This is a genomic window from Reticulibacter mediterranei (genome assembly GCF_016587455.1).
The window spans coordinates 84320-106994 of sequence record NZ_BNJK01000003.1 but is presented as its reverse complement, the minus strand read 5'-3'; the positions used below and the strand labels follow the sequence as shown (position 1 = coordinate 106994).

24 protein-coding genes are annotated in these 22675 nt (G+C 54.8%); 23 read left to right on the top strand and 1 reads right to left on the bottom strand.

What is annotated here, in order from left to right; genetic code table 11:
* Positions 1 to 32: 32 nt before the first annotated feature.
* Positions 33 to 221, bottom strand: a complete 189-nt coding sequence (locus K3T83_RS53310; protein WP_220211282.1) for a hypothetical protein — start codon at positions 219 to 221, stop codon at positions 33 to 35.
* A gap of 531 nt (positions 222 to 752) precedes the next feature.
* Between K3T83_RS53310 and K3T83_RS53305 the strand changes: the two genes are divergently transcribed.
* The 23 genes from K3T83_RS53305 to K3T83_RS53195 all read left to right on the top strand — a co-directional run bounded on the left by K3T83_RS53305 (position 753) and on the right by K3T83_RS53195 (position 22091).
* Positions 753 to 1274, top strand: a complete 522-nt coding sequence (locus K3T83_RS53305) for a hypothetical protein (RefSeq protein ID WP_220211281.1) — start codon at positions 753 to 755, stop codon at positions 1272 to 1274.
* Positions 1275 to 1479: 205 nt separating this feature from the next.
* The gene (locus K3T83_RS53300) at positions 1480 to 1770 is read left to right on the top strand and encodes a macro domain-containing protein (protein ID WP_220211280.1); all 291 of its coding nucleotides are present in this window, start codon (positions 1480 to 1482) and stop codon (positions 1768 to 1770) included.
* Positions 1771 to 1835: 65 nt separating this feature from the next.
* The gene (locus K3T83_RS53295; RefSeq protein ID WP_220211279.1) at positions 1836 to 2036 is read left to right on the top strand and encodes a hypothetical protein; all 201 of its coding nucleotides are present in this window, start codon (positions 1836 to 1838) and stop codon (positions 2034 to 2036) included.
* Positions 2037 to 2190: 154 nt separating this feature from the next.
* The gene (locus K3T83_RS53290; RefSeq protein WP_220211278.1) at positions 2191 to 2556 is read left to right on the top strand and encodes a hypothetical protein; all 366 of its coding nucleotides are present in this window, start codon (positions 2191 to 2193) and stop codon (positions 2554 to 2556) included.
* A 203-nt stretch (positions 2557 to 2759) separates the two neighbouring features.
* Positions 2760 to 2912, top strand: coding sequence for a hypothetical protein (locus K3T83_RS53285; RefSeq protein ID WP_220211277.1), 153 nt, complete (start codon positions 2760 to 2762; stop codon positions 2910 to 2912).
* A gap of 237 nt (positions 2913 to 3149) precedes the next feature.
* Positions 3150 to 3725: a hypothetical protein gene (locus tag K3T83_RS53280; protein WP_220211276.1), complete on the top strand. Its 576-nt coding sequence runs from the start codon at positions 3150 to 3152 to the stop codon at positions 3723 to 3725.
* 95 nt (positions 3726 to 3820) lie between these two features.
* A complete protein-coding gene (locus K3T83_RS53275) occupies positions 3821 to 4222 on the top strand; it encodes a hypothetical protein (protein ID WP_220211275.1) in 402 nt (133 codons plus the stop codon).
* Positions 4223 to 4321: 99 nt separating this feature from the next.
* Entirely contained in the window at positions 4322 to 4813 is a 492-nt protein-coding gene (locus tag K3T83_RS53270) for a hypothetical protein (protein WP_220211274.1), read from the top strand.
* Positions 4814 to 4932: 119 nt separating this feature from the next.
* Positions 4933 to 6072, top strand: coding sequence for a hypothetical protein (locus K3T83_RS53265; RefSeq protein ID WP_220211273.1), 1140 nt, complete (start codon positions 4933 to 4935; stop codon positions 6070 to 6072).
* Positions 6073 to 6186: 114 nt separating this feature from the next.
* Positions 6187 to 11307: a helicase-like domain-containing protein gene (locus K3T83_RS53260; protein WP_220211272.1), complete on the top strand. Its 5121-nt coding sequence runs from the start codon at positions 6187 to 6189 to the stop codon at positions 11305 to 11307.
* A 68-nt stretch (positions 11308 to 11375) separates the two neighbouring features.
* Positions 11376 to 11828, top strand: a complete 453-nt coding sequence (locus K3T83_RS53255; RefSeq protein WP_220211271.1) for a hypothetical protein — start codon at positions 11376 to 11378, stop codon at positions 11826 to 11828.
* Positions 11829 to 11867: 39 nt separating this feature from the next.
* A complete protein-coding gene (locus K3T83_RS53250) occupies positions 11868 to 12632 on the top strand; it encodes a hypothetical protein (RefSeq protein ID WP_220211270.1) in 765 nt (254 codons plus the stop codon).
* 157 nt (positions 12633 to 12789) lie between these two features.
* Complete coding sequence (locus tag K3T83_RS53245; RefSeq protein ID WP_220211269.1) at positions 12790 to 13413, top strand: hypothetical protein; 624 nt, start codon at positions 12790 to 12792, stop codon at positions 13411 to 13413.
* Between the two features lie 15 nt (positions 13414 to 13428).
* On the top strand, positions 13429 to 13935 hold the full coding sequence (locus K3T83_RS53240) for a hypothetical protein (RefSeq protein WP_220211268.1): 507 nt from the start codon (positions 13429 to 13431) through the stop codon (positions 13933 to 13935).
* Between the two features lie 2 nt (positions 13936 to 13937).
* Entirely contained in the window at positions 13938 to 14816 is an 879-nt protein-coding gene (locus tag K3T83_RS53235; RefSeq protein WP_220211267.1) for a hypothetical protein, read from the top strand.
* Positions 14756 to 15553: a prokaryotic E2 ligase family D protein gene (locus K3T83_RS53230; RefSeq protein WP_236065353.1), complete on the top strand. Its 798-nt coding sequence runs from the start codon at positions 14756 to 14758 to the stop codon at positions 15551 to 15553. The genes K3T83_RS53235 and K3T83_RS53230 overlap by 61 nt, the downstream gene beginning before the upstream one ends.
* Position 15554: 1 nt before the next feature.
* Positions 15555 to 16394 (top strand): hypothetical protein, encoded by an 840-nt coding sequence (locus K3T83_RS53225; protein WP_220211265.1) that lies wholly within the window; start codon positions 15555 to 15557, stop codon positions 16392 to 16394.
* On the top strand, positions 16391 to 17356 hold the full coding sequence (locus K3T83_RS53220; protein ID WP_220211264.1) for a ThiF family adenylyltransferase: 966 nt from the start codon (positions 16391 to 16393) through the stop codon (positions 17354 to 17356). The genes K3T83_RS53225 and K3T83_RS53220 overlap by 4 nt, the downstream gene beginning before the upstream one ends.
* Positions 17357 to 17465: 109 nt before the next feature.
* Positions 17466 to 18602 (top strand): DNA polymerase III subunit beta, encoded by a 1137-nt coding sequence (dnaN, locus tag K3T83_RS53215; RefSeq protein WP_220211263.1) that lies wholly within the window; start codon positions 17466 to 17468, stop codon positions 18600 to 18602.
* Between the two features lie 67 nt (positions 18603 to 18669).
* Positions 18670 to 19377: a hypothetical protein gene (locus K3T83_RS53210; RefSeq protein ID WP_220211262.1), complete on the top strand. Its 708-nt coding sequence runs from the start codon at positions 18670 to 18672 to the stop codon at positions 19375 to 19377.
* Entirely contained in the window at positions 19374 to 20258 is an 885-nt protein-coding gene (locus K3T83_RS53205) for a hypothetical protein (protein ID WP_220211261.1), read from the top strand. The genes K3T83_RS53210 and K3T83_RS53205 overlap by 4 nt, the downstream gene beginning before the upstream one ends.
* Before the next feature lie 808 nt (positions 20259 to 21066).
* Positions 21067 to 21336, top strand: a complete 270-nt coding sequence (locus K3T83_RS53200) for a hypothetical protein (protein WP_220211260.1) — start codon at positions 21067 to 21069, stop codon at positions 21334 to 21336.
* A gap of 140 nt (positions 21337 to 21476) precedes the next feature.
* Complete coding sequence (locus tag K3T83_RS53195) at positions 21477 to 22091, top strand: hypothetical protein (RefSeq protein ID WP_220211259.1); 615 nt, start codon at positions 21477 to 21479, stop codon at positions 22089 to 22091.
* Positions 22092 to 22675: the final 584 nt, after the last annotated feature.

Below are 22675 nucleotides of genomic sequence, written 5' to 3'. Positions count from 1 at the left end.
ACACACTGATCAACGCGCTTGCGCTTATACGCCTACGTTCCTGCTTTGTCTGGCAGCGTAAGAAGTTGCCTTTGGTATTCCTCATCAGGCGCTGTAATACCCTCTCTCCAACGTAGAAGGACAATGCGATTCACTCGCATTTGTCCGGCAATGAGGGATAACCGCTCTTCTGATAGTTGTTGTAGGAGCCTTCTCCAAAGAGGGAGTTGTGTAGTAGCCATCTATTCCTCCTTTCGTCTGTGAATGACTACTACTCAATATAACATCATGAGGAGAGCAAGGCAAGCGCCAGCCTCTCACCTATGAAAGAGGTGTTTCATGATTTTTTCCTTTTTCTTTCCTCCTCACTGCCATGCCTGTTTACAGGCTCAAGAAAAGATGCGGAAGCGAGACGGCACGAGAGTTTGGACGTGCAGAAACTATCGTTGCACAGCATATATGCGGGGGGGTGAGCCGCTCTGCGCTCAATGCCAACAGGCAATGGAATACGACAACATCGACTTTTGCTTTGCATGTGCAAATGTTCAATGCCCTCGGTATCTGAAGAATCCTAGTTGAGTTGATTGCGCAGAGCGCCAATACCATGCTTTCGCAACAGACACCAAGTAATCAGCTTTATGAAAGATACCAAAGATGTTTTGAGCCAAATACATAGTTCTTCTTCAAGGGCCATTTGACCAGACGGAAAACTGGTCAAATGGCCCTCTTGCATGTTCATTTTACCCATTTCGCTTAGAAAAGGAGTATACCCGATGTTTAGCCTATGGAACCGGATTCAAGATATTCAGCGTGATTCTAATTTTCTCCTTGCGTGTGCAAATGCTTGCGCACGAGCCTATGCCGAGGCGACTGGACAGACGCATCAACCATTTGATGCGAGCAATGCTGCGTTCCCGGCGAACTGCGTTGGGTTGCAAACGGTTGTAACCGTTTTGCCAATTATCGCGCTGTTGCGTGGCCGAACCTTTGAAAACATGGAGCAGATTATTCCTCAGATCCTGCAAGAGCTGGCGCACATTTCTGTAAGCAGCGGCGATCCTGAGAGGATTCTGCAAGAACTGTCCGAGTATCCAGATACCGTTATTGCAGCCATCGTTGCTAACGGCCTGTGGAACCTAACAAAAGATTTTGCAAACAAACCAGGACGGCATAACAATTTTCCCGTCTGCGTCGATGTAGAGCTTTTTCAGCGCATCCCCAAAGCGCAGGGCCTGATTGGCCTGGACTTCATCCAGGTCAAAACAGCCGCTCAATTTCTCCTGGAAAAACTCTAAATCTCTTTACGTTGCTCCTGTTCTGAAAGCTCCTGATTGGAGCTGCCGCCTTCACGCCGCATGCTCCTGTTTTCTAAAAGGAAGAGACAAGCATCTTGCAGCAGCACAACGAGCGGCGAAGATCGGGAGCATCCCTTAACGACTGGGTGAGACCTTCTTTCTGCCGCTCGTTGTGCTGCTGCGATAGGAGAAAGGACACAACCATATGCCACAGTATCGTAATGTCATCCTTACCATTGTGCCTGGAAACATCATTCAGGAACCGGCAGAGGGTCTCATGACTCTTATCAATTCTTCTGGACTTTGGCTAGGGGGAGTGGACGGAGCTATCCAAAGCGTCGCCGGAAATCAATTCCACCAGCAAGCGGCTCAACAGATTACCCAGTCAACTCAGATCCATCAAGGGATGGTGATTTTCGCTGATGGGACGCACATTCATCACAATGGGGCATTTCGTCATGCATCTTTGTTATCGACGATCTCCAGCTTCCTCTGAGCACTTTAGTGAAAGCTGGATTGGAGGAGGCGTATGCACAGAAGTTGAGGTGCGTGGCACTCCCTATGATGCGTACTGGTGTTATGAGGGGAGTGATCGAAAAGACCTCTGAAGCAGTTGCCTTGGAGATGGCCGAAGCTATCAAGCAACTGGCAGACACCCATCCCAACGAGCCGCTGGAGATCAAGATCGTCATTTACGCCGATGCCAGCCTCTGGCAAAACAGATTGCTTAGCTCGTTTGCTTCCCATAGCTCACACCGATGAGTGAGGCAGCCAATGACTCGGGCTGGCTGCCTGGTTTTTTGTGCAAGCCTCCAAATATGGAGCGTAAACACCTTCGGATCACGTCACCGTAAGCTCTTGTCTTCAGAAAGGGATGATGATGCTTCATGTTTCCCAAAAAGGGCGGGCGCATGACTTGTGGCTGTCTGCCAAACGATTGGTGGAGCAGGATTGTTACCATACGGCGATCCTGCTGCTCGACCAGGCCGTTCAGTGTGCGCCAGCGGCGTATCTCTATGATTATCGTGGTGTTGTCCTCTGCCTGATCGGGCGGGGTGAGGAGGCACTGGCAAGTTTTGCTCAAGCTCTGGCTTGCCCCGCTTCCCGGAGCCTCCAGGCAGAAGTCTATTTTCACCGAGGAATCCTCTATGGTGGTGAGATGGCCTATGAGCTTGCCCTGTTGGACTTTACCCATGCGTTGCAGCTTGTTCCAGCTCAGCGGACCTATGAGGAAGCGATCGCACAAATCAAGCGGGAACAAGCTGCAATGGCGGAGGCATGATGATGTGGTTGCTCGTGCCGCAGAGGGACGGAGGAACATGCGTCTTGCTTGTGTGTTCTCGCCTGTTGTGTACCCAAAAAGCGTGGCGTGTGCAGAGAAGACGTGTTGGAAATGCACGTGCTCCTCCTCACATGTGTGTTCACATTGTGTCATCCAATCATGTATGGCTTGGCCATAGAGTCCCTGAAAGGAGGGATATTCTCATGCGTCGTTGGCTTGTGTTGGCCGTGTTTTGCGCGCTCTTTGTGTACGGCATCGCCCATCTGTTTTCCGCTCCAGGCGCACACCTGGAGCGCTCAGGACTGTGGCATGTCTATTCTCCCACCGTGATTGCCTATCCGACGCCACGCCCATAATCGCGCCTCTGCTGCGTTTCGATCCTCTCACGACCTCCCGATGAGGTTTATTATCAGCGTCTTTGATCTCATTTGGTGTCTACCTGTGTAAAAGACGCGCTAACGGACACCTCGCAGGTGCTGCACTGGACCAGGATGCAGCACTGCTCAGCAAGAAGGCCGTCGCCGAGTAATGTCGGGCGATGGCCTTCTTGCCTGTTGTTCACTCCGTACAGTTTGAGAAAGGACTGTATCTTCATGGAAAAGCGATATATGCTTGCAATGACGGCAACGACCTGTATGCTGCTCTGGGGTTGGGCGATCGTCGCCTTTCACAAATGGGACGCCCAATGGTGGGGAATTGGCATTGGGGTCTATGCCATGGTGGGTATGCTGATGTCCATGGGAATTGCTGCGCTCCTTGGGCTGTTAGACAGCGAAGAGCGCACACCCAACCTTGTTCTTTGTGGTGTCGTCTTGTTTGTGTTGCTTTCACTTGCAGAGGGCGTGTTCATCAGCGAACCAGCCCTCGGGCAGCCGACGGCAACCAACCACAGCGTTACCACATCGCATGACGAGGAAAACAACACTCACTCCAGCTTCTTTTACTACTCCTGGTGGCACGAAGCAACCAGCAGCGACAGTTCATCCAGTGCTCACAGCAGCTCTAGCAAGGGAGCAGGGTATGTCACACTGTTTCTTCTGCTCCTTGCGCTCTTACTGCTTTCGGCCATCATTCCGCATTTCTGGGTCGTGGCCGCCTGTATTGGCGTGATGCTCTTATGGTGTTTTACCATCAAAGAGTATAAACGCGCCTCAGACTCCTGCTTCTGATTGCTCTGCCACTGGCCCAGTTCTTCTGCTCTAGAACAAGAAAACCGGGCCGTTTTGTGTACTCTTTCCACTCTTGAGCAGAAAGGAGATGATTCATGGAAACTATCGCCGGAAAACACTTCTCGGTGACACCGCAGCAGATCACCGTTTTCGGTCTCCAGGGAATGCATTGGGGAAATCGCTGGGCTGTGGGTATTCCCTTCGGGAGGACAGTCGAAAGCTACATGTTCACCGAAATTGCGCCGGCTCCTGTGCTGGCTGAAATCGAGGGGGTCCTCGAAGAGCATGGCAACGAGCACCTGCTCATTTCCAATCGGGTGGCAGTACGCCTCTTTCTGGAGGGAAGGCTGCCAATGGAGGCATTCATGGACGCGCAAGAGACCGATGAGAGGAGCGTCACGCTGACGCTTCCCCTGGCAGGAAAGGAGCGCCAGGTCAAGATCCAAAGCGAGTTTGATCTGACGCAGGAGATAGCCCCTCATCAGTGCCTCACATGACGCACTCTGGCGTTGCTGTTAGTCGGGCGCGTGGACCTCCTGCTGCCAGAGGTTTAGCCGCACGGTTTCTTCAGATCCCACATCACACAAAGGCAGCATATGGCAAAGAAAAGCAAGGCAGGGCCAGTCTGCGAATATGGAACGGTCAATGCCTTTTTGAATGCAGTGTCCGAACGAGCGCAGGCTACGATACTGCTTGCGCCTGTGCATCGCCCTATCGGCAATGCTGTGCAAGCAGGAGCTTTGCTCACTAGTCAAATCCCCGATGATTACCCGTGCGTTCACCTGTGTGTCATCCTGGCGGTCGAAGCGGTGCTCGTCGGAGAACGAGGCCGCGTTACCTACCCCTATCGCCAGGCGCAACCTGATCGTCAAGTGCGACAGAAGATACGTGACCTGCAACAGGAACTCCTCACCGTCTTACTGCATACACTACAACACGATCCACGTGGGGCGCATGTCCGCTCCGACGCCTTCTATCAGGTGCCGGAGATCCAGACATGGAATCGGCAGGCGCTTGCGGGTTTCCCTGTGACCTACCAGGATGGACATTGGATCGCGTCGGCGGACAGGCCGGAGATGCCTTTCTAACTCTGTTTCGGCACGTGTGTGGGAGGTTGGAGAACTTCTCCAGCCTCCTGCTTTTTGTGTCTGCACGACCAAGAGTGCAGACGTTTCGATGGAAGTTTTTCCCACAAAGGAGCATAACATTGACGACTCACAATAGCAACGCATTGACGACACTCGACGAATCCTTTGGCGATAGCATTGATGATGTTGTCCAACCGACGCTGGAGGAGAATCCCTGGCTCAAGTGGATGACAGGCAATTTGAGTACAACCGATCGCAAAGTAGCCGTTGGCTGGCATGTCCGCTCTGGAGTGAATCCGGTATTGGACAGGCTGCTCACTGCTATGGGCGTCGAACACTATGTGGTCCAGCATAAAACAGGGAACGAGCGTCTGGTTCCCTACTGGAACCTCAGTTGGGATGGGCATCCCTGTTCTCTCATTGTCGTTGCCTATGGGGTAAAATCACCCTGGCAGATGAAGCGAGATCTGGGTGATCGTGCTGGTATTGCCTATGGTGTTGGAACCGCTAGAGATGACGAGGGGAACATTCAGTATAAAGATGGGAGTGATCAGCCTAAGCAGAGGCCGCAGATGCAACTTCGTGCCTTTGTTCATGAGTTAGTGGGAACCAACGAGCGACCTGAAGAGGGATTTAACGAATGGTTCAAAGTCAGTGTCTCGAACTATATGGTTGATCACCTCTATCGTGTCCTCAACGCGCAGTATCCAGTCATCGATGCATACAACGCGATCATGATGGCGAAGCAGAATCCCAACCGCGCCAAATATTGGGGGTTCTCTATTCCTACAGGTATTGGAGAGGAGGGTCAAGATGTTGGCCCCGATAAGGATCACCAGTCCACAATTATTCCTATGGTCCCTCAAATTCCTCCATTGCGCGTCGGTACTCCCGAGACTATTGCGTACCTAAATACACGCCGCATCCCATTACATATCCAGCGACGGTTATTAGATAGTCTGTTAGAAGAAACAGTCGTCTGGTCGATGCAGCGTTCGGTAGAGATTGTGGAAGGAAAACAGGATCAAGCCATGACTGTGATCACGGAGGAGCCTATCACTGTGACGCCAGTGCAGCTTCCCCAACTTCCAGCAGCATCTGATCCACTGATCACCGCAGAGCAGGTGGATTGGATTCGCAAGACCTATTGCGGCGAAAATGCCAATACAATCAAGCAGATCTGCCAGCACTTCGGCGTGACAGATCTCACACAGTTACACGTGAGTCACTACACGTTGCTCTTCAACCAGGTCAGGTAACCAGGTGTTGACCGTTGTGTCATGCTGTTGTGCCGTTTTTCCTTGTCCAGGCCTCCCCTTATGTAAGGGGAGGCCTGGGCTTTGCTGTTGTCAGCACAGAAAGGTTCGATGTGTATGACGACTGAGACGTTAACGCATCACGACCCTGCTCTCCGCAGTCAGAAGCTACCTTCCATCATTAGCCTCATTGAAACGGTTCAGATGCTCAAAGAGGTCTACCGTCCGCTCACCGAGCAGGAACAACACGTAATTGCGAGTTGGCCTGGGTGGGGAGCGTATGCGCCAGCATTTGAGGTGGAGCCAAGCAGTGAGCACTGGCAACGGGTGGGGGCGCAAATTCGCATGTTGCTGGGACCCGACGGCTATGCAGCGGCCAGCGCTGCTACCCCCACCAGTTTTTTTACTGCCCCGCTCCTCAGTTGGGCTATCTGGCGACTAGCAACGTGCCTTGGCTTCTCTGGCGGGAGCGTCCTCGAACCAGGATGTGGAACTGGGCAGATCCTCTCGGCAGCTCCCGCCGATCTTCCTTTACAAGTGGTGGGCATTGAACAGGAACCCTTTAGTGCCTCGATTGCCGATTTGCTGTATCCCCAGGCCCAGATCATCGCGGCACCTTTGCAAGAGACGGCTCTGGTTGAGGAGGCCTTTGACCTGGTGGTTGGCAATGTGCCGTTTGCCGATGTTCCCATCTATGATCGCACGCTCCCATTTCAAGGCCGGTTGCGGTTGCATAACTATTGCATCTATCGGGCGCTTCAGGCCGCTCGTCCAGGAAGTCTGGTGCTGCTCATCACGTCGCGCTACACACTGGATGCCAAAGAGAGTATGGCCCGTGACCAGCTGGCAACCCTCGGCAAACTGCTGGGAGCCATTCGCTTGCCAGGGGTGAGCCATCAGTGGGCAAAAACGGGAGTGGTAACCGATTTGCTGGTGTTGCAACGGCGCTCGGCAGCCCTTCCCTGGCCAGGACATGCTTGGAAAGAGGTCAAGGAGCAGCGCTTCGAGGGCGGAACTGTCCCCATCAATGCCTATTTCGCCCAGCACCCTGAGCAGATGCTCGGTATCGCCTCGGTGGGGCGAGGTCTCTATCATGAGCATGAATTGCTGGTGCATGCCCCAGACGACCTGGAGGCGGCGCTCGAACAGGCGATCGGGCGCATTGTCCAGGATGCCCAGGCGCATCAGAGTAGCTATGTGCCGCGCTTTGACCGCACGCTGCTCGACGCACATTGGCAGGTGATCCGTGAGGATGGCCGCAAAGAAGGATGCTTTTACCTGCTGGAGGAGAACGGCCTGGTGCAGATCAGCGACGGGCAGCCCAAAGTCGTGACCAAGCAGGTGGACGAACTGACAGCGCTGGTGGTCTTGCGGGATCGGGCGCTGGCCCTGGTCGAGGCCGAAGGGGACTACCACAACACAGATGAGGATCTGCTTCCCCTGCGCACGGAGTTGAATCGCTGCTATGACGCGTATGTGGAACAGTATGGTCCCATTCGTCGCTCCACGCTCTCCTGGTGGCGAGACAAAGAGACAGGAGAAGAGCAGCCACGACGCATCTTGCCGCCCGCGATTGCTGCGTTCAAGACTGATGAGCAGTGCCCGCTGCTTTTGAGCCTGGAGGAAAGCTATGATGAGGCAACCAAGCAAGCGCAAAAGGCCGCCATCTTCTTTCGTCGCATCAACTGTCCTGCGGTGTACAAAGAGACAGCCGAGTCCAGAGAGGAAGCGCTCGCCCTCTCCCTGGATCGCTTTGGTCGAGTCGATTTCGCCTTCATCGCACGAGCCACCGGGCAACCGCTCGATGCCGTCGCCTCGTATCTCGGGGAGCTGGTCTATGAAGATCCAGAAACACAACTGTGGCAGATTGCCCCCATCTATCTCTCCGGCAATGTTCGCCACAAGCTAGAGGTGGCCCGCCGGGCGCTGCGCACGGAGAGCAAATGGCAACGCAATGTGGAAGCATTGGAACGGGTCCAACCCACCCCGATCCCGCCTGAACACATCAAGGTGCTCCTCGGCGCTCCCTGGATTCCTGCTAAGTACCTCGTCCAATTCTGTGAAGAGACGTTCAAACTCAAGCCTGAAATTGTCCACGACCGCGCCTCGGGAGCCTGGTTTGTCTCGGCCCCTTTGGGGGTGTCCTATTCCGCCCTGGCTACCAGTACCTGGGGCACGCAACGCGTCCATGCGTTTCACCTCGTGGAGCAGATCCTCAACCATCGTCCCACTCAGGTGGAAGACACCCACGATGGCAAGGTAGTCGTGAACGTGCAGGAAACTCGGCTGGCGCAGCAAAAACGGAAAGAAATTCAGGCACGCTTTCCGGCATGGGTGTGGGAGGATTACGCACGGACACAAGAACTTTCGGCCCTCTATAACAAGCTCTACAATGGTGTCGTCCCAACGAGCTTTCATGGCGAGCATCTGAGCTTTCCAGGGATGAATGGGGCCTGGCAGCAGAATCTGTATAGTTGGCAGCGCGATTTCCTGGCGCGCATGATCAATAGCCGGTCCGGCTTGTGCGCCTACCCGGTTGGGGCGGGCAAGACGAAGATCGAAGTGGCTGGCGCTCTGACGCTGCGGCGCATGCAACTCATTCAGAAAGCCGCGATCCTGGTGCCCAATCATCTCTTGGAGCAAATTGCGGCGGAAGCCAAGCAGCTGTATCCCGGGGCAAACATTCTGATGATCGCGCGCGAAGATCTCGCACGCGACAAACGCCGCCTGTTTATGGCACGGATCGCCACCGGTGATTACGATCTGGTGATCATGACCCATTCCGCCTTTGAAGCGATTAATGTCCACCCGGAGACGAAGAGAGAGCATATTCGGCAGCAGATTCGAGAATATCAACAGGTGCTCTGCGCGATTGCTCCGACGAGTCGGAATAGAGCGGAGAAGCGCCGGATCAAGCAGCTGGAAAAGCAAATCCAGCGGATGCGCGAACGCTTGAACGCCCTCCTCGATCTTCCTCATGACGCGGGCCTGACGTTTGAGCAATTAGGCATTTCGTACATTATCGTAGACGAGGCGCACCAATTCAAAAATCTTGGCTTGCCAACGAATCAAGAGAAGCTCCAGGTCAAGGCCGCCAAGCGGTCACAGGATCTCTTGATGAAGCTGCGCTGGCTGGAGCAGCACAATGGCAGGCGTCCTTTTACCAGCTTCTTTACCGCCACCCCCATCAGTAATTCGATGGTGGAGGCGTTTGTGATGCTCTGGTATCTGGACCGTCCCCTGCTTGAGGCCTATGAACTGTTTCATCTCGATGATTTTGCCTCCATGTTCATTGAGACGGAGGAAAAGGTTGAGGTGACTCCCACGGGAGCAGGCTTCCGCTCCTATGAACGGCCCCGCGCCTTTATCAATCTCCCCGAATTTCTGCACCTGTTTGCTAGCGTCGTGGATCTGCGGTCCCCAGAGATCCTGGCTGACAAGCGCCCGGATCGCTTGGAACACACCATTGCCGTGGAGCCGACTGAGGAAGTGTCGGAGTTTGTCAGCGGCCTGGTGGAACGCAGTGAGCGGCTCCATCTTGGCAACCCCATGCGCATCCACGGCAAACGAGACAATATGCTCTGGGTCACGGGTGATGGGCGCATGGCTGCGCTGTGGCTCGGCTTGCATGGTAAACCGGAGGCGTACCCGGCCAAATTGGACGCCATTGCCACCCAGATGGCGAAGGTGTACCACCGCTGGCAGGAGCATGCGTCCTATCTGCCTGGCCCCTACAAGAGTCTACAGATTGGCTTTTGTGATATGGGAACCCCCCATGCGGAGAAAGGGGAGCAGGTCTACGGCGAGATCAAACGGCTGCTGGTGGAGAAGGGCATCCCGGCCGCAGGTATTCGCTATGTGCATGAGGCAGGGGACAATGCGGCGGCCAAAGAAGCGCTCTTTGAGCAGTGTCGGACCGGGCAGGTGGCGATCCTGCTGGGTTCGACCAAAAAGTTGGGGACCGGGACCAACATTCAGACGCGGTGCGCGGCGGTGCATCACTGCGATGCCCCCTGGCGGCCTGATGAAGTAGAGCAACGCGAAGGGCGATGCCAGCGGCCCGGCAACCTCTATCCGGTGGTGGAGATTTTCTACTACGTCCAGCGACGCACCTTTGACGCCTACTCCTGGCAAATCCTCGCCAACAAAGCCCGCCCCTTTAACCAACTCCGTAGCGGAGCGTTCAGCGAGCGAGAGATCGCCTACAACGAGGATTCCGAACTGACGTATGGGCAAGTAAAAGCGGCGGCGACCGGGGATGTGTTGCTGTTGGAGCATGCGAATCTCTCCCTCTCCATCGAGGCGTATGCCCAACTCCATGCCTCCTATGAGCGAGCACGTCAGCGCGATCACCAAGAAGCCCATTTCCTCTTCCGCGAGGCCGAGCGATATGCATCGGCGCTCAAACGGTACGAGCAGATCGAGCGTCTGCTCTCGGATGCACCGTTCGTGACACCAGGAGGCGCGCGGCTGGAAAAGAAAGAGGAGCGGACGGAGTACCTCGGCCAGGCGGTCCTCTCCGCCGTTGGGAAGAAGACGCCTTGCCAGCCTCTTGGCTCGTATCGGGGCGTGCCCATCTTCTTTAAGGTCAACCTGCTTTTGAACGCGCCGTATGTCTTTGCGCTGCTCGACCCCGAACAGGGGTGTGAGGTGCCCTGCTTTGCCGAATGGCTAGAGCCAGAAAACCAGTGGCGGTTTGCCTGGAAAATAGAGCAGTTCTTGCAGAACCTGCCGACGAAGATAGAAGAACAGGCCAGAATGCTTGCCAACAGGCAAGAGAAGGCGCAGGCGTTTGAAGCGGAAGCACGCCGCGTCTTTCCAGACCTGCAGGCGTGGGAAAACGCAAGGGCACGAAAACAACAGTTGGATGACTACATTCACGTTGCCGCCAAGGCCAAAAGCGAGGAAGAGTTCAAGCACCTGGCCGAGGTGCGGCAGACGTTACTGGAGGCGGTCCCTGCCGCGTTGCTGACAGAGCGATCCAGCACTCCCAGTACAGCAAAAGCCGTGCTTCCCCCACGTCATCCGGATGGCGAGCTGGGCAAGACGGTCATTGCGGTAGATGAGATGCCAGTGCCCACGCAAACGGCCCGGCAGGTGGCCCAGGAAATCCAGCACTATGTCCTCAACAATAATCCCTGGCACGAGCCGATTGTAGTAACAACGGCCGCCCCTGACGATTGGGCAGCGCTCAGACAGCAGTACGGGCACAAGCCCAAAAGGCGGCGGAAATACTAGGTTTTACTGTTTCGATCAGCCAGATCCACAGAGATCTGGCTGATCTGTTTTGTGAAGGAGGATTCTCCATGACGGTGTGGCAAACGATTCTGCTCTTCTACTGTGCGCTGGCTGGCTTGTTTTTTGTAGTGCACAGCCCCGCTCAGCAATTAAGCGAACGGAAGGCAACGATGAGTCCTGAAGCGTACGCCGAATATCTTCAGCAAAAGAATGAGTTTGGGTTGCCGCGTGGCTGTGCGACAAGTCTTGTGGGCATGTGGGAGATCGCCCACCTCTACTTCATCGAACCCGCCTATGTGATCTGGGCTTGTGCTGTGCCCATTGAACCACATGGCCTGGCTTATAGCGCGCTCTTGCTCATTGTTGTGCGCTCCTTGCTCTTGCTTGCGGCGTTTCTCGTGCCCTTCCCAAAGGCGCATGCAACGCGCTCGTGGACCTCTTGGGTGATCAGGGGGATCTGGCACCTCCCGACGCTCTACCTCTGGTTCTTGTTGATCGTGGTGATCGGGTGGGGACGGTAATTGCATATGCAGCGAATGTCTCGAAAAGGAGAAAAAACGATGGAGGTAGCAGAAGATCCATTTGATCGCAGGCACTACCTTGTATTGAAGCAGGCTGTAGAAGCACTGGCTGGGGTCTGTGATGGAGCCGCTGCCCGTGACGATCAGGGGTTTGATGGGGCGGATACGCGAGCTGGGCACCTCTATGCCTTTCTTCCGCTCGACGCATGGCCGCTTAGCGCTTTTCACCGTGCATGGTGCTGGACGAAAAAGTATCATCGCCAATTAGGAGCGCTGCAGATTGATTGCAGTGCGCTTCCTGAACCACCTCTCTATACGGGAGAGGATCGTCAGATTGCGCTGCATACTGATGGGACTGGCTTTTTCGTCGTCTTTCCTCACGACGATTGGAGGCTGGTCGAGAGCTTTCGCACGCTCTCAGGCACTGCCCTTCATAAAGAGCCGATAGGTGCAAAGGGAACACTCTGTTTTCGTTATCGCACCTATCATGGGGCAGGAAATATCCTACTCACCTGGGCCGAGCAGCATCACTTTCGACTTGGATCTGGAGTGCGAGCATGCGCCCAGTCCAATTGCCGGGTGGTGTATGAGCAGGAGTCCGATTCCTTTGCATTGTACTTCCCCGACCGTGTGCTGAATGCAGAGGTCAAAGCGATTCCCTGCCGTTCCTTCTCCTATACAGGTGGGTTTCACTGGATTATTGCGGCCAGACGAAACGCCGCTGGCCCCCTGCGCGCATTCCTGCATCGGCACGATTTTGTGCTTTCCCCAGAAGCGGAACACCGTCTCCAAGCATTGGAGTAGGGGTATGGGCGTACCTTTCCAACAAAGGCACACGTGTGGCGCCTCGCTCTGGCTCGACCTCACAGACGCGGCTTGCCTCTTTCATCTACCTATCGAATGTCGCCCACCTGGCTTAGAGCGTCAGGCGGGCTTTTGTATATCATGAACGGAGGAGCTTATGGCGCGACAGCCTATCTATGATGAAGGCGTCATTGTCGATTACTATGACGACGGATTCCCAGAAGAACACCCTCCTGCGCCTGTTGGGGAGACTGAGGAACCACCTCGTGAAGATCCTCAAGCAGCGCCGACGGATGCACTTCCTCTGGCATCACCCACCTGGACGGTCCCAGACCTGCTGAAAAGAACCAACGACCTCTTTATTGGTACGACCATCCACCATGACGATGGCCATCCACAGGGACCGCTCATCTCACTGTTTGCACGCGAGTTGCCAGAGGGTGGCTCGGTGCAGGTCAAAACATTCCGCACCGCCGAACTGTCGGAGCAGGCGTTTCTCGATCATCTTCAGCAAGCCATTGTGGCGACAATGCAGGCCTACTTCCTGGCCTGGGCGGATCGAGAGCGGAAACGGCTGGAAGACGAGGCGAAGCGGCGGGCGAGAGCATCTCAGGCCCCCACGAAGGTGACCCAGACCACCGCGCCCTCGACACCCACAGTCACGAAGACGGCCCAAAAAACGGGCGTTGTGGCATCCACGCCGGCCAAGACGGCTTCCCCAGTTAAAGAGGCCGAGAAAAAACCTGAACAAAAATACGCCACCATTTCCATGTTTGAGTAGGAAAGGAACATCTGCATGGCACGAGTACGATTGCAAAATCAAGAGTTTGAAATCCCCTCAGAATTGATTACCCTGGACGCGCAGATCGTCACTGAGAAGGGGGAAGAAGAAGCGAAAAAGCAGCGCGATAGCAACTTGAAGCGCTGGCTGAGCCAGGTCAGTCCCGCAGCCACAAACGCGACGCTTACCTGGTCGGAGGACGACAAGCCAGATGGGTCAAAGGAGACCATCATTCGGGTGACGCCACAGCTTGGGACGAAGGGCGGCGTCGTGTTCGATGCGCTTGTTGAAAGGCTCTGTGCGCTTCCGCAGCGCCTGCCCGAGATCATTGCCCTGGCCTGGGAACTACAAATGCTCCTGCTCACCAAGCAACTCAATCAGGAGCGACTAGTCGGCTATCAACGGCGCATTATTGATACACTCGAGCACGAGGACAAGAGCAACTACATCATCGGCGACATTGCCCGACGGTTGCGAGAGGCGAAAGCGGTCCCTAGTCCTTTCGCACCGCTTGGGTTTTGAGCGTGGAAAGGAGGCGTGGCCAGGAGCGCCTGGCCACGCTGGGTGCTGTGATGAATGGGAGCCGCGTTGAACTGCGTTCTATGTTGTACGCCTGCCAGCTCCCGCTCACCATCTATCATGCCAAGCGATTGCTTGAGCGGATACAGTCATTGGGAGACTACCTGATGGTGTATCGGCACTACTTCCCCACCGCCTACGCGGAGTCGATGGAGCAAGTGCGCCTGGGTCAGGCTCCCCTGTTTCCTCCCTTCGGAGAGGCGTATAGTCCGCATGAAGTGCGCCTGCTCAAACTTATCGACGAACATCTCTTCCCCCTGCCACTCTGGGAGGTGCTGGAGGATACCCGTGAGGAGTATCGCTGTACCACCATTCCCGTCGAACCGTTCGGCATCGACCTGACCATCAGCGATGACTTTTTGGAGTTGGATCTGGGATGGCAGCTCATATATTACCTGATCGGCGAAATCCAAGTAGAATTCTTCCACTTTTCTGATGAGCGAGAGACGCTGTTTGCTCTTCCCCTCGAAGAGGGGAAAGTAGATGATACCTCGTTGCGTACCGTCTGTGAACGTGAACGTGAGCCACTGGCATTTTTCCGTCACGTCATTGACCTGATCGCTCACGATACAGGCACTGTCTGGTTGGATGCCACCGCAGAAGCGCCATGTACTACTGCGAACTGGAGCATCAGCACCATTGATGAGTTGGCGAGGCAGTACGAAGAGGCCGTCGTTCTCAAAGAGAAAACGGATCAGTTTATCAATTGGCTTGAAGGCGATATTATGTGCAATTTCACGGAGGTAATACGCATTTGGAACGAGTGCATTCTGCTTACGAAGAAGCAAGAGGAGATGATGGCGTCAGTGCGGGATCAGGATTAAAGGCGCTGACCTCAGAGGAAGTCCTTGAGCTCCTCAATATCCCTAAAAACAGTCTGATCAAGATCAGCGCCGCGCTGTGGTTTCTGAATAGCGACATGTTTGCCTTTTCCTGGCGCGACCGTGACGACAGGCAATATTGTAAACTCCTTCCCGCTGATGCCGTCCGAGCGGCCTTTCACCCGATGCCGTTTGATAGCAGTTGGCTTCCACCTGGCACACTACGATTTGGCATCGACGCGGCAGGAAGACGGTGGACAACGGTCTCTCTTCCTCCCGCTCACTACCAGCTCTCCATTATTGACAATGATCTCGGTCTCCAGCAGGCTGAGGTTCCCTTACCCCATCTGGTGTTTACTGGCTGTGGGCACCATTACTGGGTTTGGGCAGCCAAAGACGAGGAGATCGCGCCGCAGACAAAGCTCTACCATGCCCCGCTCTCCAATGTGGGGAACGATGGGTCTATCTGCTTCGGAGCCAACCGCCCGCCTGAAGCAGATGGAGCGCATATACTTCAAGCCTTCCAGTTGTTTATCAGCAGCCCCTTTAACGGCCATCTGGCAAGTAGTAAGTCCCGTCGGCACCAGGGAGATATTCGCTACCTGTTGACCGACCTTGCCACGCAAGAAGCCTCTGAGTTCCCCCTTGAAGACCTCTTGCCTATTGCCCCGCGTGAGCATCCTACCCAGGCGCTCACGCTTGATACGCTGCTGAGTCGTGTGCTTCACGTGAGGAGGTAAGATGTCCTATCACTTGCTCCGGGCTTCTCATGTAACCGTCAGCGATGAGGTTGATCTGCTGATTGCTGGTGACGGGATCTACAGCTTTGTGCGCTGTTTTGGGATGCACATTCCATTCCCCCTGGTCTTGTGCGAGATCCGGGGATTGTTGCCGCTGTCGCCCCTGCCTTTTCTTGAGGGCAATCCTGTTGAAGCTATTCCTCTACCATTTGCCCCTTCGCATCACGTTCTTTTGCAGCCAGAACTCCCAACTGTAGATACGGGAAGAATCTACCAGTACGTGATTGCGCGAGGAGGCGTCTTTCTGCTTGCGGGTTGCCCAGGTATCGAGGTTCTCATGCCCATTTCTGCTCCCTGTGCCTTGCCTGGTCTGGCAGATGTTGCGCCATATGTGATCTGGCGTTATCCGCGCGTTGGAGAAGAGGTGGTGCAGGAGTTGTTTGACCAGGCGCGCGCTGCTCGGGATGAGACAGATGGACATATGCTTGAGCGGTTGTTCTACCTCACCTATGAAAACGGATGGCGCATTCATGAACCAGAACAGATCCAGACGGCGACGAGTGTTCGAGCCACTACCTCGTCCGAAGCGGATGAGACGGCGACACTTGAGGGACACTCGCACCATGATATGCACGCCTACTTCTCTCGGGTTGATAATCGAGATGAACTGGTCAATGGGGGCTTTAAGGTCTACTTTGTCATCGGTCAGGTCCATACCCATCCACAAATCCGTACACGGGTGTGTGTCCATGGCTATTCATGGGAAGTGCCTGCACGCACCTTCTTCGCGCTGCCAGCAGGTGTCGAGGATTGCGTGGCGAAGGAGTGGATGACGCAATGAATTATCCTGGATTTGCGACCCAACCGCCTCGTCCTGTCGTCGCGTACCAATCGAAAAGCATGCAGATCGTCGTGGTCGGTGCAGGGGGAACTGGCTCCTGGCTGGTGGGGCACCTGGCTCGTTTGGTGTGGGACTTCAATCGGACCTGGGAACACGTTCACGGCGAAGAGCCTCGTCGGGCTTCGCTCCTCATCGTGGATCATGACTATGTGGAGGAAAGCAATATTCGGGCGCGACAGAACTTTTGCCCAGCCGAAATTGGATATCCGAAGGCCCAACTCCTCGCCAACCGGTTCGCGTTCGCCTTTGGCTTGAACGAGGACGAGATTGCGGCCCACGTCGGCCCATTCTCTCCTTCGCTGCTTTCGCGGCGCTGGAACGAACTGACGATTCTGGTCGGCTGCGTCGATAGTGCCCTGGGCAGGCAGGAAATGGCGAATTGCCTTATGTCTCCTGCTGGAACACGCCGCGAGCGTCCTCCACTGCTTTGGTGGATCGATGGCGGCAATGCGCTGCACTCCGGCCAGGTGCTCTGCGGAAATACCGCGACGGTGGATGAACTGTGCGGGGCGCTCGCAGGGCCGCTCTGCTTGCGCTTGCCTGCGCCGTCACTGGTCCATCCCGAATTGCTGCTGCCACAACCGGAAGAAGAGGCAGAGGCGGCGCAGAGACTTTCCTGCAAAGAACTAGTCCTCATGGCAGAGCGGACAATGCAACAGTCGCGCACCGTCAACAATCATATGGCGTCGCTTCTCTATGGCTATGTAGAAATGCTGATCTATGGAGGATTGACGACATTCGCTTCCTACACCGATTCCTCCTCATTCACCACGCGCTCGTTGGAGACTACTCCCGAAGGATTGTCCCAGGCACTTGGATATCCTCCCCAGTTCTTCACCACTGTAGAGAGCAGCGAAGCGCAGAACAGGGAAGACGAGTGGGATGACGAAGACGAGGCGTAATGCTCCCTCCTAGAGAGTTCTCCTTCAATTTCACCGTGCGTACGCGTGGCGTGAGATCCCTTCGCCACGCGTGTTTTGCTCTCCCCTTGTTGCTCAGAAAGGAGCACATATGAAAATAACCTGCGAGCAGGAACGGTTGAACCGCATGCTGCTTGTGGTCAACCACGCTGTTGCTCAAGGAGCAGGAGCGTTTCCAATGGCAACCAATATCCGCATAACAGCTCAGGACACTCGCATCAGACTGGATGCAACCAATCTCAATATAGGCATTACCGCCTGGGTCGAGGCAACGGTGCTCGAAGCAGGTGAAGTCGCTGTTCCTGCGAAATTGTTCACGGACCTGATAGGTGCATTGTCGTCGGGCATCATAGAGATTGTAGTAGACAACGCCTATGATGTTAGGGTCAATGGGGCTCGCGGTCCCGTTCATGTCAGAGGCGTTGATCCTGAACAGTTTCCTCGTATGCCAGACGTGGAGCAGGACAGCAATCCGACCATCCTCAAGGCCGCACTGCTCAAGGAGGTCATCAAAGAAGTCTCGATTGCCGTGGACGAGACCGGGACACGCGAGGTTTTTGGCAATATCCTGGTGCAAATCGAGCCACAGCTCATAACCTTTGCGGCAGCAGATGGGTATGGAAAACTGGCCTTTCGCACATTGCCGCTCCCGGCTGAAAGTAAACTGACCTGCGACATTCTAATCCCCGCACGTTCCCTCGCGAAGTTGGCAAATATCCTCCCCACAGAAGGAAATGTCGAGATCCGGCTGACAAGTAGTCAGGTCATCTTTAGCACGCAATGGATGCTCCTCTCCTCTATTCTCGCGTCAGGCAACTATCCTAATTACAAAGCAACGCTGCCGCAGCAGACGCAAACCACCGTTACCGTCAAGACGGCGGATCTACGCGAGATTGTGGCACTCACCTCGCTCTTCGCGAAGTCCGATTACGATGCTGGCCGGATCACGATCAAGGCCAGCCCAGGGGTAGAGCCGGGAAAGCTGACAATCACGGCGGAGGCGGCAGATGTCGGGGGGAACTGCACCACCATCCCGGCAGCCGTGGTGGGCGAGGATCAGGACGAGCTGATTTTTAATATGGCTACCCTCTCGAAGGTGCTCAGCGTCATCCCTGCCCCGGAGTTGACCTTCGAGGTGGGAATGACGAAAGCGCCCGTTGGCGTGATGCGCGCGAAAGGGTCGTATACCTGCACCCACACGCTCATGTCAATGGGGGCCGCTCACTAGCCATCTCCTTTGCGCCAGGACGTGTCACGTCCTGGCACACGACTGCGAAAGGAAGAAAGAAAAAGCGATGAAGGAAACACAGCCCGTATGCCTGGCCTACTATGGTCTAGCTTACTATGGCATCCCATCTCTTGCACACCAGGTGATAGAGGATATCGCACGGTACGCGGAAATGAGCATCGGCGATGTGGTCGAAATGACTGCTGAGGACCTTGCTCAGGGGAGTGTATCACCTGGCATTCTCCCCTATTCCTGTGTGCTGCTGGCGGTACACGCTGATGCGCCGGAGGAGATCGAGGAAGATTGCCTCAACTATCTCCTGCGAACACTGGGGAAAACAGTAGGTGGGGTCGCGTCTATCGCTGGGAGAGAGGAGACACAACAGACCTGTATGTTTCATGCGCGGCCTGGGTGGCGCATGCATAGGCCAACGCTTCAGTCGGATGGCGTGCATTGGACCGTGGAGCTGTTACGCGAAGATGAGTGGGAATTGATGGAGGCTGGGTGGGAAAGCCCAAATCACTTTGTCGATGAGGGGGAGGCCGAGGTGGTCGCGCGTAATCTGGTGCTCCGCCATGATGGGATGATGCGAACACGGGTGGTGAGTCCTAGGGGGGTCGTCCTTACGACGTTTCGCCTCCAGAAATTCCTCGTGACCGGTCGGCGGGGCCTGCGGGAGAGACGTGAGGAGCTTTCCCCGCAGCTTCCAGTACCCATGCTTCATATGGCGCGGGAGGGCTATCAGGCGAGCAAGGCGGGAAGGAGTACGTCGTGACCCTGCCGCCAGACGCAGAAATCCCCTTGAGTATGCAGGATGCGACTGATTTCCTGACGTTGCTCCTCTCGATCACAGAAATGCTTCAGCTCTACCAGGAATGTTTTCCTGAAGAGTTTGCGCATGATGAAGCGCAACAGGTGTCCATCTTTCCGGAGCAGGGACACGACTATAGCCCACGCGAAGTGCATTTCTTTCACCTGGTGAATCAGCACTACTTCCCCATGCCGCTTCACTTCTTGCCAGATGACATCTATGGAGAAAGGCAGCTGACGGCCTTTCTCCCCATCGAACCCATGGGCTTTGATCTGTATGAGGAAGAGCAGTATCAGGAACTGGACTTTGGCTGGAAGCTGCTGTTGTATCTGCTGGGTGCCGTTGATGAGGAGTGGCTGAATACCTATAGGGAATATGCCAGCGAGGAGCTCTTTGAGGTCCCGGTGTCGCGGGATGCGGTCAGCGAGGCGCTGCTCCTTCAGCGCTGTGCGGCGCAGGGGGAACCGCTGGCCTCCTTCGCACTGACCGTGCAGATGTTGCGGAACAACACAGACTCGGTGTGGTTGAACGTAACGATGGAAGATGTCTGCCGGGATTTTTCGTGGACGAAGGAAGAGATGGAAGAGGTCCGCCAACAGTACCATTTGGCATGCGAACTGATCGAGAGAGCCAATGCCTTCTGTCAGTGGCTGGAAGAAAATCCTGTTGCGCACTTTGCGTTGGTGGCGCGGCTCTGGAATGTCTGTGCAAGGGACACACAACATCAGAGGACGCCACCAAAAATGAGGCAGATTGCTGCGAGCGAAGTTACCGCCGGGGTCCGGTATGGAGAGTGGTTCGGCATTGCGCTTCCAGAGCGGATAGCAGATGCACGCGGGGCATAGGAGGTATTGCCAAAAGCAGGAGGGAAAGCAAAAGCGCTTGCAGTGTTGCTATGAGAGGACGGGGAGCAATGGGAAAGGAGAAATGTACATCGTGCCGCTTCTGGATGTGAGCCTAGTAGGAGAGATGTTTGCTCGCTTTTGCAGGAGGCACCAAAGTTTTGCCTCATCTCATGCTCTCGTGAAAGGGAACATATGCTTGCATTTGATGCGCAGGGCGGTCGCTTCATTGTGGGACGCGACCGCCTTTCTTTTTCCACTGGAGGGGTTATCGCGCTTGCACGTGGAAAAGCCTACGAGGTTCCTGCATGTCAGCATGCTTTGTTGTGTTTGGTGAGGTGTTGCATGTTGAGGAACTGGATCTGGCCCTGGCTGAACAAAAAGCGGTGCAAGATGGTCTCGATACGAAGCGTTGGTGTGAGGGAATCGAGAGGAAGCAGGTATGCATGCTTCCTCTCACCACTGGCCAGCGATTTGTCTCCATCTGGTCCATTATCGATTGCTGGAGTTCATTCTTGTTCGTCGAGACCGCAAGGTGGGCTACCACAGAAAAGAGGGTTCTTCGGAAAATTGTGGTTAACACCTGGACTGCACCCCAAGAGGAAACCAGAGACCCGCGGAAGTTGGTCCCATGCGGACCCATGACAAGCCGCTCACTTCCTCTTGTTGACGCAGCCATCTAGATCCTGCCCATGCTCCTTCCACGCGCAAGGGAAGCGAGCTTACCACCGTCTCTGCCAACTGGTCTGGTGATGGGAGTCATTCCAACCTGTTACCTGTACCAGCGAGTACAGAAAGAAATGATCAGAACATGTTAGGAACGAAAGTAGGCCAACGGTCTCCAAGTGAGATCGAGCAGATTATCAAAGAGCAGGGATATGATCTGACCTTTGGGACGGAGGATAATGGACTGTTTGTTGAAATCACCTGGATTGATGGTCATGCTAGTGTCCTTGTCCTTTGCCATAACAGTGAGGCATACAGCCAATGGTATGCCTCCGTCAAGTTGATGCAGAATGCTCAACCCTGGGATCTCTCGCGCTTCAAGGTCGTCGAACGCACACGCAGTAGAGATGACTGATCTTCATCTTCCCTGCGTGTGTGACTATTGAGTCTTATGAGGAACAAAAATGGCGTGTTTATGAGCTAACCGCAATTTTTTCCCGAATAGCCAGAAAAACTGGTGCTCTCCAATTAAGAACGAACTGAAGGAGGCCAGCCATGGATCAACCACCTACGATCGATGCGGAAGGCAGAACACTACGACAATTCCTGGAAGTGCTAGAGGCATTTGGTCCCCGGTATCGCATGTGGCTTGCGGGGCAAGCATATACGCCGTCTGAGCTGCTCACACGCCTTCAGCATGCCCCCGTCTTACGCTGTGCCTGTGAGATCGAGGCGTCCGAGATCACTGTGGCCGAAGACACGGTCTTTGCCTGGCACATCTGGCTTCCCTCAACGAAAGCAGATGGATCTTTTGATCCTTCCCTGTATTTTGCTGAGGATCTTTTGCATCCCCTTCGGGTGCTCGATTGGCTGCAACAGAGGCCGCCGAAGGAGATTGTGGCTGTATTGCGGCCAGGTGCGCGGCTTTCCACCTTCCTGGAGACCTATTATCAGGGTCAACTGGGAATGCTTCCCGAACTCCTGGACGAGGTCTATCTGCCTATGTGGTATGCCTATATAGAACAGCTCATTTCCAGTCTTGATCCGCGGGAACCGCGAGAACATACTGTGGCAATCAGTGTTCTCACGCTTACCTGTTGGATTGAACTGATCATAAGCGTTTTTGGGGATGGACGGTATGACAACGTTGAGTTGGATGACGGGGTATAGGAAAGGATCATAGCACAGCACAACGTGGGTAGACAGCAAAAAGGGCGTACGACATATTCTGGTAGCGATAGGGAGAACTGTCTCTACACAGAACGCGATGGCACTTGCGAGAAATCTATTGCTGTCGGATGCTCTAGGAGCATGACCCCTTCTTCGACATTTCCACATGCTGTTTGAAGAAGGGGTCATGCTCGCAGTTGAAGGCGAGCACGACACTGCCTATCTTGCTGTATCGACATCGTTGACCAATATGGATGAGGAGACGTTGCGAACGGTTATCGATGTTAACCAGTGAGACATGACACGAATCGGAGTGAAAATGAATGAGAGCCAAGTAACTCTTCGTTTGGGTATACCTGTTGCTGTGAGCGTTGCCTATTGGTGGGACAGCAAGGGGTTCTTGCAGGAGGTATCTGTGGAAGGAGGTGATTCTGACGAATATGCCATCTACCATGCGACGGAAGGAGAGGGGCCAGGGTGGTGTGCATTGCAGGTGTGCTCTGGCTGAGGAGACGAGATAAGACACAAAATAGCAAGCATAGTGGACAATATCTCTACTACTCATGCTTTGCAGTGATAGTTGA

Bases quoted from the DNA above. Each gene is read 5' to 3' on its own strand.
- K3T83_RS53310 (WP_220211282.1), bottom strand. From the start codon at position 221: ATGGCTACTACACAACTCCCTCTTTGGAGAAGGCTCCTACAACAACTA.
- K3T83_RS53305 (WP_220211281.1), top strand. From the start codon at position 753: ATGTTTAGCCTATGGAACCGGATTCAAGATATTCAGCGTGATTCTAAT.
- K3T83_RS53300 (WP_220211280.1), top strand. From the start codon at position 1,480: ATGCCACAGTATCGTAATGTCATCCTTACCATTGTGCCTGGAAACATC.
- K3T83_RS53295 (WP_220211279.1), top strand. From the start codon at position 1,836: ATGATGCGTACTGGTGTTATGAGGGGAGTGATCGAAAAGACCTCTGAA.
- K3T83_RS53285 (WP_220211277.1), top strand. From the start codon at position 2,760: ATGCGTCGTTGGCTTGTGTTGGCCGTGTTTTGCGCGCTCTTTGTGTAC.
- K3T83_RS53280 (WP_220211276.1), top strand. From the start codon at position 3,150: ATGGAAAAGCGATATATGCTTGCAATGACGGCAACGACCTGTATGCTG.
- K3T83_RS53275 (WP_220211275.1), top strand. From the start codon at position 3,821: ATGGAAACTATCGCCGGAAAACACTTCTCGGTGACACCGCAGCAGATC.
- K3T83_RS53270 (WP_220211274.1), top strand. From the start codon at position 4,322: ATGGCAAAGAAAAGCAAGGCAGGGCCAGTCTGCGAATATGGAACGGTC.
- K3T83_RS53260 (WP_220211272.1), top strand. From the start codon at position 6,187: ATGACGACTGAGACGTTAACGCATCACGACCCTGCTCTCCGCAGTCAG.
- K3T83_RS53255 (WP_220211271.1), top strand. From the start codon at position 11,376: ATGACGGTGTGGCAAACGATTCTGCTCTTCTACTGTGCGCTGGCTGGC.
- K3T83_RS53250 (WP_220211270.1), top strand. From the start codon at position 11,868: ATGGAGGTAGCAGAAGATCCATTTGATCGCAGGCACTACCTTGTATTG.
- K3T83_RS53245 (WP_220211269.1), top strand. From the start codon at position 12,790: ATGGCGCGACAGCCTATCTATGATGAAGGCGTCATTGTCGATTACTAT.
- K3T83_RS53240 (WP_220211268.1), top strand. From the start codon at position 13,429: ATGGCACGAGTACGATTGCAAAATCAAGAGTTTGAAATCCCCTCAGAA.
- K3T83_RS53225 (WP_220211265.1), top strand. From the start codon at position 15,555: ATGTCCTATCACTTGCTCCGGGCTTCTCATGTAACCGTCAGCGATGAG.
- K3T83_RS53220 (WP_220211264.1), top strand. From the start codon at position 16,391: ATGAATTATCCTGGATTTGCGACCCAACCGCCTCGTCCTGTCGTCGCG.
- dnaN (WP_220211263.1), top strand. From the start codon at position 17,466: ATGAAAATAACCTGCGAGCAGGAACGGTTGAACCGCATGCTGCTTGTG.
- K3T83_RS53210 (WP_220211262.1), top strand. From the start codon at position 18,670: ATGAAGGAAACACAGCCCGTATGCCTGGCCTACTATGGTCTAGCTTAC.
- K3T83_RS53200 (WP_220211260.1), top strand. From the start codon at position 21,067: ATGTTAGGAACGAAAGTAGGCCAACGGTCTCCAAGTGAGATCGAGCAG.
- K3T83_RS53195 (WP_220211259.1), top strand. From the start codon at position 21,477: ATGGATCAACCACCTACGATCGATGCGGAAGGCAGAACACTACGACAA.